The following is a 14,005-nucleotide window of genomic DNA, read 5'->3' on the forward strand; positions in this document are numbered from 1 at the left end:
ACCGGGCCGCACGTCCGGCAGTTGAGCGAAGGGGTCGAAAGCTGAGCATGCCGCCGCACACCGCTCAGGAGATCGTGGACATCGTGGTCGATCTCCTCGCCGAGAAGCAGGGCAGGCCAAGTCCGGATGTGTACGAGGAGCTAGCCGCCCAGGGGCAGGACCTACCGGTCGACTCAGTACTGATCATGGAGATACTGGCGCGCGTTGAGCACCAGTTCCAGGTCTCCATCCCCGCCGACGCCGAGGCCGGACGCTCTCTGCGTTCGGTGTGGGCGTTCGCCACGACCGTGTACGACACCATGCAGGCCAAGGAGCAGCAGCTATGAACGGCAAAGCACCCTCCCATACCGACACCGATGCGGGGCAGCGAGCGCACCTGGGACAGCGGTTGAAGGCCACCCGCGAATACTTGGGCTTGTCGCAGCAGCAGGTCGCCGAACGCACCGGCATTGTCCGCTCCGCGGTGAGCGACATCGAGCGCGGTCTGCGCAAGGTGGAGGTGATGGAACTGCAGAAGCTTGCCCGCCTGTACCGATTGCCGGCGTCCTACTTCCTCGATGAGGAGGAGGCAGCCGACGCCGGCGAACACGCACTGGCCGGGCTTCCGCGCACCGGACGACCGTTGAGTGAGGGTGACCGTATCGAGGTGGCCAAGTTCATCCAGTACCTGCAGGCTCGACGCCAGGCGGAGGACGAGGGCAGTCCGACCTCGCACCCGCAGGCGGAGGGCGGTGCATGAGCTGGAACGCCGCGTACGGTGCGGCAATGATCGCGGCGGCCCAGGCCCATGAGGCGTTCGCCACCAGGAATGACGAGTACATCGATGTTTTCGCGGCCCTGCGCCGGGCTGGTGTTGAAGTCATGGGGCAGGAGCTGAGTGGCCTGCTGGGGCTGTATGTGGACGACACGCAGGGCGTGCCGGGCTGCTTGGTCAACACGGGCCTGGAAGAGGTGAGCATGCGCCACACCGCCGCTCACGAACTGGGCCACCACCGTCTGCGGCACGGCACCAGCGTCGACCACCAAGAGCAGTCCCCGGGCCGCTGGGGAGAGGGCTGGCCGCAGCATGAGAAGGAGGCCGAGGCCTTCGCCTCCTGGTTCTTGATGCCCAGCCCCGCCGCCCGCACCGCGCTGGCCCGCTGTGGCCTGCAGCGCCCCGGGTCCCCGCTGGATGCTTACCGGATGGCGCGATGGCTAGGTACCCCCTATGCCACCACAGTGCGCCATCTGGTACGGCTGAAGATGATCGACCGGGCCACCGAAACAGTGTGGCTCAAGCACTCCCCGGCCGCCCTGAAGGCCGAACTCGCCGGCGGCCTGCCGCTCGACCGCCGCGCACACCTCCACCTCCTGACGCCTGCCGCGCACGAGGCCACCCTCCACGTGGCCAGCGGGGACTGCCTGCTACTGGCCGTCCCCACAGCCGCCTGGGACCACTTGCCCCCGGGGCTGACCGGCACCCCGCCCGACACCACTGGTCAGCTGGTCTTCGAGGACCTGACCGCCGATTCCTTGCAGACCCGCGCGGCCTGGGTGACCGAGGATCTGACAACCTCCACCGTCACCGCCACCACGGGCGCCAGCGAGCTGTTCCGCGTGTACCTGCGGCGTACGCCCTGTCGACACGGTTCCGACCGTTTCTGGACCTGACGGCCACCTCAGCGTGCGGCGCCTTTCGACCCGACGAGCACAAGGAGCAAGGATGCACACGTTCGCCTTCACGGCTCCGGACGTCTCCCGTGCGTGGCTGGAGGCTTGCACCCGCCTCGCGGAGCTGCCACGGAAGGAAGCCTTCCACACCGTGGTCCGTATCACCGACCCGCTGGGAGAGATCGCCCACCTGCGCACTGAACTCGAACGGTTACGGGCTGCGCGCAAAGAGCAGCTCTATCCAATCGACACGGTCGTCAACACGCTCTTCCCCGTCCAGCTCGCGGCGACTGTCGACACCCACGAAGAACTCACCGACCGATACAGAGCGCTGTATCCGCGGCTGAAGAAGGTGCAGCGCAACGCGCACGGCACCTACTTCGGGCGGCTGGTCGCCTACCCCGGCACCGCCGAGAAGCCGGAGCCTGTTGACCAGCTCGCCCGCGTCATCCGGCGGCTGAAGCAGCTCCGCTCCTCCTCGCGGTGGCGGTCCGTCTACGAGGCTGGCACAGCTCACGTCCTGGACGAGGGCGAGGAAGCAACGTGGGCAGAGGAACCTCCGGCCACCGCGGCCGGCACCGAAGCCGTGGTGCGCGCCTCGGCGTTGGACACCCAGCCTCGGGACTTTCCCTGCCTGAGCCATTGCTCCTTTCAGCTCGACGCCCCCACGGGCACGTTGCACCTGGCTGCCTACTACCGCAGCCACTACATGTTCGAGCGGGCCTACGGCAACTACCTCGCGCTGGGGCACCTGTGTGCCTGGGTTGCTCGGCATGCGGATCTGCAGCCGGGCATGCTGACCGTGATGGCCGGTTGCGCGCGGTGGGACGGCACCAAGGCCGAACTCCATACCCTGCAGGAGGCGCTCACCACGACGCTGTTCGATCTAGGGTGACCTCGACTGGCTCACCAGATGCGGCTCCGCGCTCGCTGAGGCGCGGGGCGGGCTCAGCGCCCCATGGCCGCTGCGAGCATGCACGACACCCTCTCCTCACACCTCCACGCCCTCCGGCAAGAGGATGCGCGTCTGCGCGGGTACCGGCAGTAGACCTCGCGCTCCCGCGAGCCGCGCGCATGGTGTCCTGGGCCCGCCTTGCGAGGGGCTGTGGGCTGTGTAGCAGGAGAGTCAGCTATCGAGCCCCCACTTGGGCGGGAACCACGCTGGCACGGGTGCCGCGTCCTGCCGGTAGGCCTGCTTGATGCGGCTGCGGCCGCTGATGCCGGCGACCTCTGGATGCGCCACCCGGGCGTACTTATCGACCTCGCAGAACAGGTTCTGGCAGTCGATCAGCTGCAGCGGGCGCCCCCGCAGCCCGCCGAAGGCCAGGCCCAGCCGGGCGAAGTGTTCCTGTTGGGTGTCGGCCATGTAGCGGATGACGTCGGCCTCGATGCCGTCGGCGGCGCGGCCGAAGCACTTACGGATCCCGTCCCGGGCCCCGGGCCCGGGCACCACGAAGTCCATCTCCGAAAAACGCATGGGTGCCGCGTAGTTGAGGTCGATCAGGTACTGGTAGGCCAGGAACGGGCCGATCGCCGGATAGTCGAGCAGCACCTCGTAGGCCGCCCGCATCGAAGGGGCGGCCAGCACCCGCTCCGGGGCGCCGGAGGTCATCATCTTCTCCAGCAGCCGCAGGTGATTGCGGTGCTTGCGATCCTCCCCCAGCTGCGGCGGGGGCACGATGTAGGCGGCCGAATACAGCCGCTCACCTTTGGCGAAAGCCGCGGAGAGCGCACGGTCATAGGCCCGGTAGTCGTAGGTCTCCCAGCGCACCTCCCCCAGCTTCTCCGTCAGCAGGTGCCAGGTGGATGCCTTGTTGAAAATCTTGAACACCAGGGTGCGAAAGAAGATCTCTTCCCACTGCTGGGGCCCGCGGTAGCTCACCTCACCGATCAGGATTTGGCTGACGCGGTCGGCGGCACGGTAGCAGTTGGTGAACCGGTGCCGGGCCAGGATCGGGTCCGCTGTCCAGGGCTGGGGCCGTCCGGCCAGGCGTGCCTCGTAGACCGCTTGGCGGGCCGCGGCGAACCGCCAGTAGGTGTCGAAGACCGCCGTCGGGCGCAGCCGACGTCCTGCTACCTGCACAGCCTGCGGGGCGGGTGCGGGAGGAGCGGTCGACTGGGGGTCTTGCAGCAGCGTCGCCATGCACGGAATATATATTCGTTATATGGCGGGTGTCATGGAGGGGGAGCCATGGAAATGCTGTGCCAACAGACGCGCCGCACCACCTCAGTCTCCTGGCCCACCGACATCGACCGCCGATTGAACCTTCTGGTGCGCGCCGCTGCCGCAGCCGGCGAACGCACCAACCGGGCTGAGCTACTGGCCGCCTTGGTTACTGCCGCCGAGACGGACCCCGATCAGCTGGCCGAACTCCTGCACCGTTACCGCCGTCTGCCTGGCGATGCACTGGGCCACGACAGTGACCGCGAGGACCTCCCCGCTGTGCGAGCACCAGGGCCACGTCGTTCTATCGCTTGAAACGAACAGTTTCGGCACACGGCAGGTTGGCGGTTGGCCTTCTGAGATCAGCTCCCGCGACTTTTGAAGGGCGTCCGCCACCTCGCAAGTCGACCGAGGGACCGCCGTGTCACCGTGCCCCCTCGCAAGGGCAATCCGTCTTATGCCGGCGGTTCAACGCAGCCACCAGTCCCAGGCCAGCACCACCCCGACGAGGCAGCCGACGATGTCGACGCTCTTCGAACCCTGTACTCCGGCCAAAGGTTCGCCGGAGCCTGGGGCCCGTACGCGGAGGCGGTCGCGCGTTGGGAGAGGCACTTCCGCCCGGCACCGCCGCCGACCGACGCGGTGGGCCGTCTGTCACCGCGGTTCGTGGAGTGGATGCAGGGCCTTGAGGACGGCTGGGTGACCGCCACCCCGGGCCTGGGGCGTCCCGCCCAGCTCGCAGCCCTGGGCAACGGCGTCGTCCCGCAACAAGCTGCTCAAGCACTCCGTCTCCTCGCACCGCCCCTGCCGGCCTGCCGCCACCGCGTCGCCGCCGATTGAGACGGTCGCCTGCTACACCCTGCTGCCCGTCCGGGCCAAACCGTGCCTTCTCCGGATCATCGACGCCCACCACCCGACTACGAAGGGGCATCGATGTCGGAGTCTGCCGACGACAGCGGTCCGGTGCGGATACCGGACCACGACCTGGACGACCTCGCCGCCACGGTCCGTGCGCTCGTGGCACAGAGTCAGCAGCAGGCCGAGGTCCTCAGCCGCCTCACCGACGAACCGTCCACTCCGCAGGAGGACGTCCCTTCACCGCCGACCGACGAGACCGGTGCTGAGGGGACGTCCTCGTCCTTCATCATGGCGCTCACAGGCCGCGCGTACGCCAAGGAGCTGGCGGCGCTGGCGACCTGGGTGTGCGACCTGCTGCTGCCGGTCTACGGCCGCGAGATCACCACCAGCCGCCCCTGGTGCCACCAGTGGCACGAGCACCCCGAAGCCGTCGCGCGGCTGCACGCGCTGTGGCTGGCATGGCAGCAGTACACCGACGGCGAGGCCGGCCTCGCCGGGCCCTCCACCTGGCACCGCGACCACCTCGATCCGGCCCTCCTCCAACTTCGGGCTCCCGACGGGCCGTTCGGCGCATGCACCACCAGCCCCACGCGGCCGAACCACCGCCTGCTGACCGGCCCCGAATGCGCCGTGGACGGAGGCTGACATGGCCGCGCCCGACTACCGCATCGACGGCTTCGCACCCGCCTCGGGCCGCGTCGAAGACGACTTCCACTGGGTCACCATCGGCGATGACACCTACGCGGGGCTGGCCGCGCACCACACCGCCGACGGGCGGCACAGCTTCCTGCTGCTCTACGACGGCGCCGCCATCTGGGACATCCCCGGCACGGCCGAGTACCTCGGCATGCACATCGAACGCGACCTGAACGCCAGCACATTCAGCTTCGATGTCGTCCGCCGGCCCACTGTCCCCCTCACCCAGCACTGGCTCATCCACCGGGGCTGCCCGGCCGAGGTGATCGAGCCGGACGGCTCGGTGAGCCCGCGGCCGGCCGACGCGCTCACCGCCCACCTGGAGGACCAGCTGCGCCACCATTCTGAGGGCCGGTACACGCTGCTGGACCACTACACCGACAACCCCGGCAACGACGCCGAGGGCATCCAGGTCAGCACCCTGCTCTACGACCACCACCCCGATGCGGCCGACACGCCCTACCGGATCTTCCTCGAAGAGACCGTGCCCTCCTTCGCCACCTACACCGTGCGCGAAGGTGCCTTCCCCACCGCCGAAGCCGCAGGCGCCTGGATGCGCACCCGCGACACACCACTGCCTCTCGCCCCCGTACCGCAGGATGGCCTCGGCCGCCGGGCGGCAGCCGCCCGCGCCCGCACCACCGCACCCATGCCCCGGCCCAAGCCCGACCGCTCCCAGCCAGGGACCGGCGATCGCGCCGAGCACGGGCCGCACGAAGCGCAGCCGCTGATGAGTGCGCGCTACGCCTTCGCCGCCCACCCCGACGCGCTGGCCGACCTCCGCGACGCGCCGGAGAACATCCGCGACCTGGCGTTGCTGGAGCTGCAGCACCTGGTGCACGGCAACGAACGCGGCGCCGCCCTGCAGCGCGAGCTCACCGGCTGTCACAAGGTCTACGTCGATCCGCAGACCCGCTGGCGGATGGTCATCCAGTACCGCGACGCCCCCGCCTCCTCCCAGCACCAGCGGGAGATATTCCTCCTGGCCGTGGGCGAGCGGCAGGACCACGCCGCCTACCGCGCGGCAGCCTGGCGGCTGCAACGCGAGCGCCGGCACACCGGGGCCGCCCGCACGCCCGCCGAGCCCGCGCTGCCCGATCCCGCAGCGACCGCGACCGCGCCAGTACAACCCACCGCCAAACGTCCGCCACAGCCTCGGATGCCGCGGTGCCGCCTCTGCAACGTCCTCATCGCCAGCGCTGACCAACTCACCCCGACAGGAACCTCCTACGATGCCCACCGAGTATGACATCGAGCACTGGAGCGAGTACCGCGTCACGCCGCGCTACCTCGCCGGCTCCGGCTACGCGGGCGATCCCGGCTTCGAGCCGGTCTCCCACTGGCCGCACCACACCTTCGACGACGGCCCCTGCCAGCTCCTTGTCACCTCCCCCGACCACCGCATCAAGATCGGCTGGTTCGGCGACGACTACGATCTGTGGAAGATCACCGCAGCCCAGGACGCCGTCTCGCCACCCCACTGGCAGGCGACCTTCAACCACACCTTCCCGCCCGAGATCGTCGCCGGCCTCACCTCCGTCCTCGCCGACGACTGGGCCCCCGAGAGCGACCGCTTCCTCACGCCGACATCGGTGTACTGGGCCGACAGCATTCAGCCCCTGCTCGACGCCGGGTGGACACACAGCCCGGCCGAGCGCGGCACGGTGGAGATCCTCGCCCCCGACCGCCAGGCCGGGGCCTTCATCGACCGCCACAGCTACGGCCGCCTGGACGAACGAGTACTGCTGTGGGCCGGGTCGCAAGGCTGGGCCACCCGGGCGGAGGCGTCCTTCACCGTCGGCACCCCGCACCACCTCATCGCCGCCACCGCGGCCACCATGAGCGACCCCACCCCCGTCGTACGGGAGCGGCACATGATCCACCGCGACGTCGAGCATCTCGTCCAGCTCGAACCCGTGGAGGCCGAAATGCAGTCCGCGTCCCGAGCGCCCACCCCGCTGGACGTGAAGCAGACGGCGGTCACCGCCGCCGTACAACGTGCAGCGCACAGCCAGCCCGGTGGGAAGCGCTCTCGGGCCGCCCGTACCCGCACCACTGTCACCCGCCCGCAGCCGCAGACGACACCGCCGCCATCGCGCGCCGGCGGCAACACTTCTACCGGCAAGGCAGCCCGCCCCCGACGGTGAACGTCCCCGATTCCAGCCAGAAAGGGTGCACCCGTTGCATTTACCCAAGTAAAAAGGGGCCGGCCGCTGCACCTCGCGTTCGCCCATGGCAGACACCCTGCCACCGACTGGATCGACGGGCCCAGTCCAAGTCAACGTACGGACATCCGAGAGAATCGCAGGCCAAAGAACAACACGGAGGTCTTCGTGCCGCACGCTGTGACCGTCGGGCAGCTGCTCCACCAACTGCACACCCTCGACCACGACCTACCGGTGTACCTCGCAATCAATCCTGACTGGCCCTACGCCCACCGAATCGGCCGAGTAATGGCTCTCACCGGGGCGGATCGCGGCGCGGTCTATATCGCCGAGAGCGGCCAGGAAGGCGTCCTCCCACCCGCCGTCCGCATAGAACTGAGCTGGCCCTGAAGCAAGCCGCGCTACACTCCCCCATTCTCGTCTGCACCTGCGGCTGACCGACAAGACGGCATCAGATCAATGGTCTCCATACGGCGACACCACCCCCTTCGCAACGCCGGGGCCCCGCAAGCACCGCTCGCGGGGCCCCGGCGTTCGGCTGCTTTGCGGTCGACTCCTACAGCCCGGGACGGCTCGTTCAGCCGCTTGCAGCACAGCCCGTTCCCACCGGCCGCCAGACAGTTCCTGGGGCGGGTCGCGGCGAGCCAACGCGGATTGGTCCACTCTAAAGGCGTGGGAGGTGACTGTCCTATGCCAACTTTTGTGGTGTTACGGACGATCGAGCAACCTGGTGGGGCGGAGAGGCGGTCTCCATCGCCCCGGAAGCATCATCGTCCGACTTCCTTCCCGGCCCACGCTTGGCCTGGATGTACCAGCCGTTCTGGATGGCTGTCCTCGTCTTGTCACTGGCCCAATACAGGCCTCTTGCGGCATGGCGCGGGGTTCGGTGGAGAAGCAGTAGCTCCATCAGCTCATCGGCAAGCCTGCGATGCTCGCTTCGATGCTCCGCCACAGACCTCGCCACAAAGAGATCCTCTACGCTTTCGACGTCGTGGTCCTTGGGGTCCTCTCCGAGTGCGCCCTGGAGCAGCCTCTGAGATGAAACAGTTGCGAAGATACCAAGTTCATCCGTTGGCCGGTCCATTGCCCACGACACGTCATCCTTGGAGATTCCGGAGTTGAGTGCATAGGCCATAAGGAAAGAAGTCAGCTGTTCGCAGTGATAGGTAACACGCGCTACCGCATACAACTGCTTGTGCACCCATTCCCGTACATCGTGAGGAACGGTGGCTTGGTTATTGAGCATACGACTGAGATGGGAGCCGAGACCGTTCAGATAGCTGTCAACTACAGCATGGACACCCTCGGGAACAGCTTCGCTCTCGACTGATGCACTACGCTCGCTCATTCTCTTCACCTCTGATCGCGGAGTTCCTCAAGGACACCGAAAAATGTAAGCGATCACCCTCATTTCGGCTCGACGCTTCACACCTTCCGGTGATGTCGAGGCGTTGGCGTTGCCGATGCCCGCACCCAAAACTCCTGACCTTCTCGACCGTCCAGTCTCCTTGTTGAGATAGAAAGGCCACCTGATCTTATTGATGTGCCAAGGCAGCCACCCCGCTCAGCTCCAATCTCAGCTGAACGATGAAAGGGCGAGGAGTACGAGCTTCATCAGCCGAGCTATGGAGAGAGTTGCAGTAGATGTTGAGGTTCCAGATGCTGATCCCTTCCTCTGCCAGATTTACTCGCCGGTGTCGAAATCGTCGGTGAGGTAGGTACCAACCAGGGTGCCGTCGTAGCCGGTGTCGCGGGCGGCGGCGTCGAGGCTGGGGTACTTCCGGTCAGGGGCGTTGATCATGGCGTCGAAGTCGGCGCGGGTCAGTTCGGGTTCGTGCCATTGGTGGGCGCAGCGGCAGCGGAGGAAGACGCGGCCGGGGACGTCGCAGATGACCATCCAGTCGCGGCGGGCGGCGCAGGCTGGGCACATCACGGTGATGCCGGTGATGGTGATGGGGTCGGGGTGGGTGGTGAAGCGAATCCGGGGGTGGTCCTCTTCGGTGTCCTGCCGCAGTCGCAGCAGCGGGTCGTCTCCCGGAGAGGTCTCCGGCACGGTGGTTCTGGGCGGCTGGGCGTTGGTGATCACGCGCATTGCTCTCCTTGTGGTCCTTTGATCAGCCGTAACAGTAGGTTCCGGTGTCGTCCAGGGCATTGGCCGATGTTCAGCGCCGGGGCCGGTGCTCGGGCTGGGCCGGAACCTGGGGTGGTGTGGCGGTGTGCGGGCGAGCAGTTCGCGGCTGCTGATGCGTGGTCTTAGCAGTGGTGCGAGGAGGAGGTGGGTGTGTGGGGAGGTTGCCAAGCCGGCGCAGGCGCCAGACGAGGACGTCCGTGACCTTGTCGGCGGTGTCCAGTTCACGGTGAGCAACCGCGCGTTCCAGGAGGGCTTCTGGGTCGTGTCCGGCGCGCTGGGCTTGGTCGAGGGTGGCCAAGAGGGCATCGAAGCCGTGTTCCGAGCGCAGCTCGCCAACCTGCCCGGGAAGGACTGCTTCGACGGTGCCTTGATGGCGGTGTCGAGCTGGACCGGGAAGGCGCCGTCCGTGGTCACGCATCGCGCGCATCGGCGTGGTTGCGGCGGTGCGGTAGGCGGTGCGCAGGTGCTGGGCGGCCTGGTGGGCAGCGGCTGCTTGCTGGGCGTGGTGGCGGGCGGCGTGCCAGCGGGCTGCGGCGATGGTGGCCAGGATGAGGGTGGACAGGAGCATGGCGGTGGCTCCGCCGTCTTCTCCTCGGCCCAGTGCGGTGCCGGCGCGGACGATGCCGCGGGCGGCTGAGCGCACGGCGCGGTGGTCGGCGCGTTCGGCGCGGGTGTGCCAGCGGGTGGCGCGTTCGAAGGCGCGAGCTGCCTCGATGGTCTGCTGCCGGGTGGAGGCGGGGGCCGTCTGGGCGAGGGCGTCGAGGACTTCACCCAGATCGGAGAGCTGGGCAGCGGCCTCGGCTTCGTCGCCCACGTCCAGAGCGGTGGGTGTGTGGTCGACGATGCCTGCGGCGGCGCGGCGCGCGTGTGCCGGTGTCGCCTTGCCCGATTGCGAGTGGTGCTCAGTCGGCTGTTCTTCGGTTTGCTCGTCGGTGCCAAGACGTTGGCGGATTTTGGGGAGGGAGAGGTCGGGGGCGAGGCGGGAGCCGGGGAACCAGATCGGTTCGCCGTGGCGGTTGCGGTCGCCGGGCAGGGCAACCTTGTAGCCGAGTACGTCGCCGGAGGGGGCGAGTCGCTGGTCGATGCGTACTCCGGCCTCGGTCAGGCGGCGGAAGAACTCAGCTTCGTCCGCGGCGCCGGCCAGGGCCTGGCGAACGTGATCGCGCAGCAGCTCGCGCGAAGTCGCGGTGCGGCCTGCGCGTTCGGCTTTGGCGCGCTCGGCGCTGGTGGGCCGCTTCGCGGCCGTGCCGTCGCCGGGGTTTAGCCGGCGGAGGCCGTACTCGGCTTCGATCTTGCGGCATTCGGCCTGGGCGCGGTTGTAGTCGTCGTGCCGCCGTGGGGAGCGTCCGTCCTGGCGCTTGAGGGTGGCGACGATGTGGATGTGGTCGTCGGCGTGGCGTACGGCGATCCACCTGCATGCCTGGTGGTCACCCTCTTCGGCGATGCCCGTGGCGTGTACGACTCGGCGGGCGACCTCGGCCCATTCCGCGTCGGTCAGGTGCCGGTCGCCCGGGGCGGCGCGGACCGGGCAGTGCCATACGTGTCGGGCGGGGCGGCGGTGCTCCGGTACGGCCTGGACTGGCAGGTCGAGCCGGTCGGTCAGCTGCTTGAGCGTCGCCTCCGGGTCCCGGCTGGGGTCGGGGGCCAGCTCGGGTACCCAGGCGGCGACCAGGTGCGGGTCCAGGTGTTCGTCGCGGCGGCCGGGCCCGTAGAGGTAGGCAAGCAGACCGTGCGTACGGCCGCCGAGGGAGATGTCGGGAACCACAGCCTCAGCGCTTCGCGATCTCTGTGGCCGCGACTTCGACCCGGGCAGCGGCTCGCAGCACACGGGCGATGGCGTCCTGGGCATACGAGGTCTGACCACCGGAGTTGAGCACGCGGGCGACTTGGTTGAGGTTGTTGCCGACGCGGGCAAGGTGGGCGGAGGCGTTCATCAGCTCCTCGACAAGGGTGCGCTGGTTCATCAGCCAGCTCTGCGGCCCTTCCTGAGCGCGGGCTACTGCGACGGCGGCATCAGCGAGAAATCCAGCAACGCGCAGGCCCATCGTGGCAGCGGCTCGTTGGACGGCGGCCAGTTCGTCGGCGGTTAGGCGGACGCTGCGTACGCGGTCGCGCTGCTGGGACTGGCGCAGGCGCGGACGCATACGCGTCTCGACAACAGCGCGGGGCGTCTCCCCCTCCTTCAGCTGCGATCCGCCCTCGGTCGCAGCCCGGTCCGGCGCCTCCTGGTGCCGGGCCTCCCCCGCTTCCCCTGGGGTGGGGGCATGCCCTTGCGAAACTCCCTCGCCGGCTCCGCCGGCGAGGGAGTTTCGCAAGGTATAGCTTGCTCGGCCTCGTGCCGGGTGCTCGTACGGGTGCCCCTCGCGTGGGGTGCCCGAGGGGTTCGAGGTCATCATCGGGCGTTGTCTCCGGCTTCGACGCGGGCCTCGCGCAGGATCTCGGTGATGTAGTCGAGGGCGAGGGCCGGGTGGTGCAGCGTGTGGGCTGTGCTTGACGGCGACCGCCACACCGTCCAGGTCCCTTCGGGGCCGGGCTCGGCGCGGTGCAGGTGGCCGTGGGCGCTCAGGACAGCGATCCAGACGTCGATCTCGTCGGTGGTGGGCGGTGTTGTACGCACGGGGGTTCTCCTATGCGAGGAAGCAGCGGCTGAAGGAGTGGAGTGACCGGGGCCGGGACGGACACCCCGCTGCCGGTGACCGGGATCGGGTGACCTGTAACCGGAGTGTCCGGTGACCGGAGTGTCCGGGCGAGGTGTCCGCTGGGGTGTGCGGACGGTCAGCCGGTAGGGCGGAGCGTCCGGTTGTCCGCCTCAGCGCGGAGCTGCTGCATCAGCTCGGTCAGCCGGTCGTTGGACAGTGAGTGGCCTTGTCCGCGGATGGCGTCGGCGACCACCTTGCGGGTCAGCTTCCCGGCGTCGGTGACCGCGCAGCGGGCGATCGGCAGCAGGTCAGCCGCCTCTGCAGCATCAGTGTCCACCGACATTTCTGGGCCAAGTTCGTCCAAGTCAGATGTGCGGGGCAGGGCACAGTGTCCGAATCTGGCGTCCGGCTCTCCCCCGCAATCAGCGACCCGGCCCTCGTACTCCGGCACATCGTCGGAGTCAGTGACCGGTTGGTCTTCGGAGTCGGTGACCGGTCCTGCGCCCCGGTTGTCCGGACGGGTGTCCGTCGGCCGGTCGGAGGCCGCGGCGGTCAGCGCGGAGGGCTGGTGACCGGTGACCGGCCGGACAGCGTCCTGACCGCTCCGGGCGCCCTGGCCGGACCGGCTGTCCGGGACGGCGGTGCCCCGCTCGGTGCGGACAGTCGAGGTGTCCGGGGTGAGCGTCGCCTCCGGATGTCCGGGCTGTGCGGCGCGGCGGGCGATGAGGATGTAGAGGTGGACCGCTCCGGCCAGGGCCAGCGGCGCGAGGGTGGACAGCACGCCGACCGTGACGTCGCCGAGCCGGAGACCGCCGCCACTGAGGTGGTCGTTGAGGCGGACGGCGTGGAGGGCGTTGGCCCAGATGCTGGCCGCCGTGGCGGTGCCGAAGAGCGCCCAGACGTAGCAGCGGGCGCCCAGGGAGGCGCTGCGCATGACCAGTACCGCCCGCACTCCGTAGCCGATGAACCCGTCGATGACGAACGGGAAGAGGTAGGTCAGCAGCCCGCGGATGTGGATGGCGACGGCCATCTGCTGCAGCGCGTCGTACGAGAGCGCGCAGCCGGCTCCGCCGAGGGTGACGATGGCGGCGCGGTCCCAGCCGGTGATACGCACCGGTGTTGTGTCGGTGTGGGTCACGCGGCCGCCCCGAGGTCGTCGTAGTTGGTCCGGGCGGTGGCCAAGGTCTGGTCACTCTTGTTCTTGCGGTTGACCGTGCGGTTGCGGATCTCGCGGCGTACTTGGCGGTAGAGCTTTTCCGCGTGTTCCTCGGTGACCTTCAGCAGCCAAGCGAGGCGTTCGGCCGGGATGCCGGCCTGGTAGGCGGCGCGGGTGACCGCGCGTCGTTCGGCGTCGGTCAGGTGGATGTCGCGTCCGGCCAGGGTGGCGTTGACGCGGGCGTAGTCCAGGCGGTGGGGCAAGTTGCGGTGCAGAGGGTCGCGTTCTTCCTCGGTCATTCCGCCGCGGATGCCCTCGCGGTCGCCGTCCTCCAGCGCAGCGTCCAGGCAGGTCTGGCGGACCGGGCACTGTTCGCACAGGGCCTTGGCGGCGCGGATGCGGTCCATCTCGTCCGGCTCAGGGAAGAAGATCTCCGGGTCAACCGGGTTCTCGGGAGAGGAGAGGCAGGCGGCGTGGTCGTGCCAGGTGTAGTCGCCGAGGGTGCGCGGCTCGGCGGGCTGGTGGTGGTGCATGAGTGTGGTCTCC

At 68.7% G+C, this 14,005-nt stretch carries 17 protein-coding genes; 9 read left to right on the forward strand and 8 right to left on the reverse strand.

Features of this window, described 5'->3' with window-relative positions:
* Positions 1-47 precede the first annotated feature (47 nt).
* Genes IG84_RS0111750 through IG84_RS0111765 form a run of 4 tightly spaced genes read left to right on the forward strand, consistent with a single transcriptional unit; the run spans position 48 to position 2,545 of the window.
* Complete coding sequence (locus tag IG84_RS0111750; protein ID WP_037799987.1) at positions 48-326, forward strand: phosphopantetheine-binding protein; 279 nt, start codon at positions 48-50, stop codon at positions 324-326.
* Positions 323-739, forward strand: coding sequence for a helix-turn-helix domain-containing protein (locus IG84_RS0111755; protein WP_051861625.1), 417 nt, complete (start codon positions 323-325; stop codon positions 737-739). The genes IG84_RS0111750 and IG84_RS0111755 overlap by 4 nt, the downstream gene beginning before the upstream one ends.
* On the forward strand, positions 736-1,650 hold the full coding sequence (locus tag IG84_RS0111760) for an ImmA/IrrE family metallo-endopeptidase (protein WP_051861626.1): 915 nt from the start codon (positions 736-738) through the stop codon (positions 1,648-1,650). The genes IG84_RS0111755 and IG84_RS0111760 overlap by 4 nt, the downstream gene beginning before the upstream one ends.
* Before the next feature lie 52 nt (positions 1,651-1,702).
* Complete coding sequence (locus IG84_RS0111765; RefSeq protein ID WP_031054743.1) at positions 1,703-2,545, forward strand: thymidylate synthase family protein; 843 nt, start codon at positions 1,703-1,705, stop codon at positions 2,543-2,545.
* A 231-nt stretch (positions 2,546-2,776) separates the two neighbouring features.
* On the opposite strand, the gene IG84_RS0111770 is transcribed toward IG84_RS0111765, so the two are convergent.
* Positions 2,777-3,793 carry a nucleotide kinase domain-containing protein gene (locus tag IG84_RS0111770; RefSeq protein WP_031054744.1) on the reverse strand — a complete coding sequence of 339 codons (1,017 nt, stop codon included), beginning with the start codon at positions 3,791-3,793 and terminating at the stop codon, positions 2,777-2,779.
* A 48-nt stretch (positions 3,794-3,841) separates the two neighbouring features.
* Here IG84_RS0111770 and IG84_RS39775 point away from each other — a divergent pair, with 48 nt between their 5' ends.
* From IG84_RS39775 to IG84_RS0111800, 5 genes are all read left to right on the forward strand, one after another.
* The gene (locus IG84_RS39775) at positions 3,842-4,129 is read left to right on the forward strand and encodes a hypothetical protein (protein WP_078648768.1); all 288 of its coding nucleotides are present in this window, start codon (positions 3,842-3,844) and stop codon (positions 4,127-4,129) included.
* A 360-nt stretch (positions 4,130-4,489) separates the two neighbouring features.
* On the forward strand, positions 4,490-4,654 hold the full coding sequence (locus tag IG84_RS41810; RefSeq protein ID WP_211266451.1) for a hypothetical protein: 165 nt from the start codon (positions 4,490-4,492) through the stop codon (positions 4,652-4,654).
* A gap of 93 nt (positions 4,655-4,747) precedes the next feature.
* Positions 4,748-5,317 carry a DUF4913 domain-containing protein gene (locus tag IG84_RS0111785; protein ID WP_031054748.1) on the forward strand — a complete coding sequence of 190 codons (570 nt, stop codon included), beginning with the start codon at positions 4,748-4,750 and terminating at the stop codon, positions 5,315-5,317.
* A gap of 1 nt (position 5,318) precedes the next feature.
* The gene (locus tag IG84_RS42160) at positions 5,319-6,617 is read left to right on the forward strand and encodes a hypothetical protein (RefSeq protein WP_245659312.1); all 1,299 of its coding nucleotides are present in this window, start codon (positions 5,319-5,321) and stop codon (positions 6,615-6,617) included.
* A complete protein-coding gene (locus tag IG84_RS0111800) occupies positions 6,601-7,515 on the forward strand; it encodes an SPDY domain-containing protein (protein ID WP_031054749.1) in 915 nt (304 codons plus the stop codon). Before IG84_RS42160 ends, IG84_RS0111800 begins: the two co-directional genes overlap by 17 nt.
* Before the next feature lie 706 nt (positions 7,516-8,221).
* Here the strand turns inward: IG84_RS0111800 and IG84_RS41110 are convergent.
* From IG84_RS41110 to IG84_RS0111845, 7 genes are all read right to left on the reverse strand, one after another.
* Positions 8,222-8,881 (reverse strand): hypothetical protein, encoded by a 660-nt coding sequence (locus tag IG84_RS41110; protein ID WP_157848859.1) that lies wholly within the window; start codon positions 8,879-8,881, stop codon positions 8,222-8,224.
* Positions 8,882-9,217: 336 nt separating this feature from the next.
* Entirely contained in the window at positions 9,218-9,625 is a 408-nt protein-coding gene (locus tag IG84_RS0111820) for a hypothetical protein (RefSeq protein WP_031054752.1), read from the reverse strand.
* Between the two features lie 70 nt (positions 9,626-9,695).
* On the reverse strand, positions 9,696-11,429 hold the full coding sequence (locus IG84_RS0111825; RefSeq protein ID WP_031054753.1) for a relaxase/mobilization nuclease domain-containing protein: 1,734 nt from the start codon (positions 11,427-11,429) through the stop codon (positions 9,696-9,698).
* Positions 11,430-11,433: 4 nt separating this feature from the next.
* Complete coding sequence (locus IG84_RS41815) at positions 11,434-11,808, reverse strand: plasmid mobilization protein (RefSeq protein WP_031054755.1); 375 nt, start codon at positions 11,806-11,808, stop codon at positions 11,434-11,436.
* Between the two features lie 248 nt (positions 11,809-12,056).
* The gene (locus tag IG84_RS0111835; protein ID WP_031054757.1) at positions 12,057-12,281 is read right to left on the reverse strand and encodes a hypothetical protein; all 225 of its coding nucleotides are present in this window, start codon (positions 12,279-12,281) and stop codon (positions 12,057-12,059) included.
* A 158-nt stretch (positions 12,282-12,439) separates the two neighbouring features.
* A complete protein-coding gene (locus IG84_RS0111840) occupies positions 12,440-13,441 on the reverse strand; it encodes a DUF2637 domain-containing protein (protein WP_031054759.1) in 1,002 nt (333 codons plus the stop codon).
* Positions 13,438-13,992 (reverse strand): WhiB family transcriptional regulator, encoded by a 555-nt coding sequence (locus IG84_RS0111845; RefSeq protein ID WP_031054760.1) that lies wholly within the window; start codon positions 13,990-13,992, stop codon positions 13,438-13,440. Before IG84_RS0111845 ends, IG84_RS0111840 begins: the two co-directional genes overlap by 4 nt.
* Positions 13,993-14,005 lie beyond the last annotated feature (13 nt).

The sequence above is a fragment of the Streptomyces ochraceiscleroticus genome, assembly GCF_000720485.1.
In the GTDB taxonomy this organism is placed as follows: domain Bacteria; phylum Actinomycetota; class Actinomycetes; order Streptomycetales; family Streptomycetaceae; genus Streptomyces; species Streptomyces ochraceiscleroticus.

Bases quoted from the DNA above. Each gene is read 5' to 3' on its own strand.
- IG84_RS0111750 (WP_037799987.1), top strand. From the start codon at position 48: ATGCCGCCGCACACCGCTCAGGAGATCGTGGACATCGTGGTCGATCTC.
- IG84_RS0111785 (WP_031054748.1), top strand. From the start codon at position 4,748: ATGTCGGAGTCTGCCGACGACAGCGGTCCGGTGCGGATACCGGACCAC.
- IG84_RS41815 (WP_031054755.1), bottom strand. From the start codon at position 11,808: ATGCGTCCGCGCCTGCGCCAGTCCCAGCAGCGCGACCGCGTACGCAGC.
- IG84_RS41810 (WP_211266451.1), top strand. From the start codon at position 4,490: ATGCAGGGCCTTGAGGACGGCTGGGTGACCGCCACCCCGGGCCTGGGG.
- IG84_RS41110 (WP_157848859.1), bottom strand. From the start codon at position 8,881: ATGAGCGAGCGTAGTGCATCAGTCGAGAGCGAAGCTGTTCCCGAGGGT.
- IG84_RS0111820 (WP_031054752.1), bottom strand. From the start codon at position 9,625: ATGCGCGTGATCACCAACGCCCAGCCGCCCAGAACCACCGTGCCGGAG.
- IG84_RS0111760 (WP_051861626.1), top strand. From the start codon at position 736: ATGAGCTGGAACGCCGCGTACGGTGCGGCAATGATCGCGGCGGCCCAG.
- IG84_RS39775 (WP_078648768.1), top strand. From the start codon at position 3,842: ATGGAAATGCTGTGCCAACAGACGCGCCGCACCACCTCAGTCTCCTGG.
- IG84_RS0111800 (WP_031054749.1), top strand. From the start codon at position 6,601: ATGCCCACCGAGTATGACATCGAGCACTGGAGCGAGTACCGCGTCACG.
- IG84_RS0111770 (WP_031054744.1), bottom strand. From the start codon at position 3,793: ATGGCGACGCTGCTGCAAGACCCCCAGTCGACCGCTCCTCCCGCACCC.
- IG84_RS0111755 (WP_051861625.1), top strand. From the start codon at position 323: ATGAACGGCAAAGCACCCTCCCATACCGACACCGATGCGGGGCAGCGA.
- IG84_RS0111845 (WP_031054760.1), bottom strand. From the start codon at position 13,992: ATGCACCACCACCAGCCCGCCGAGCCGCGCACCCTCGGCGACTACACC.
- IG84_RS42160 (WP_245659312.1), top strand. From the start codon at position 5,319: ATGGCCGCGCCCGACTACCGCATCGACGGCTTCGCACCCGCCTCGGGC.
- IG84_RS0111765 (WP_031054743.1), top strand. From the start codon at position 1,703: ATGCACACGTTCGCCTTCACGGCTCCGGACGTCTCCCGTGCGTGGCTG.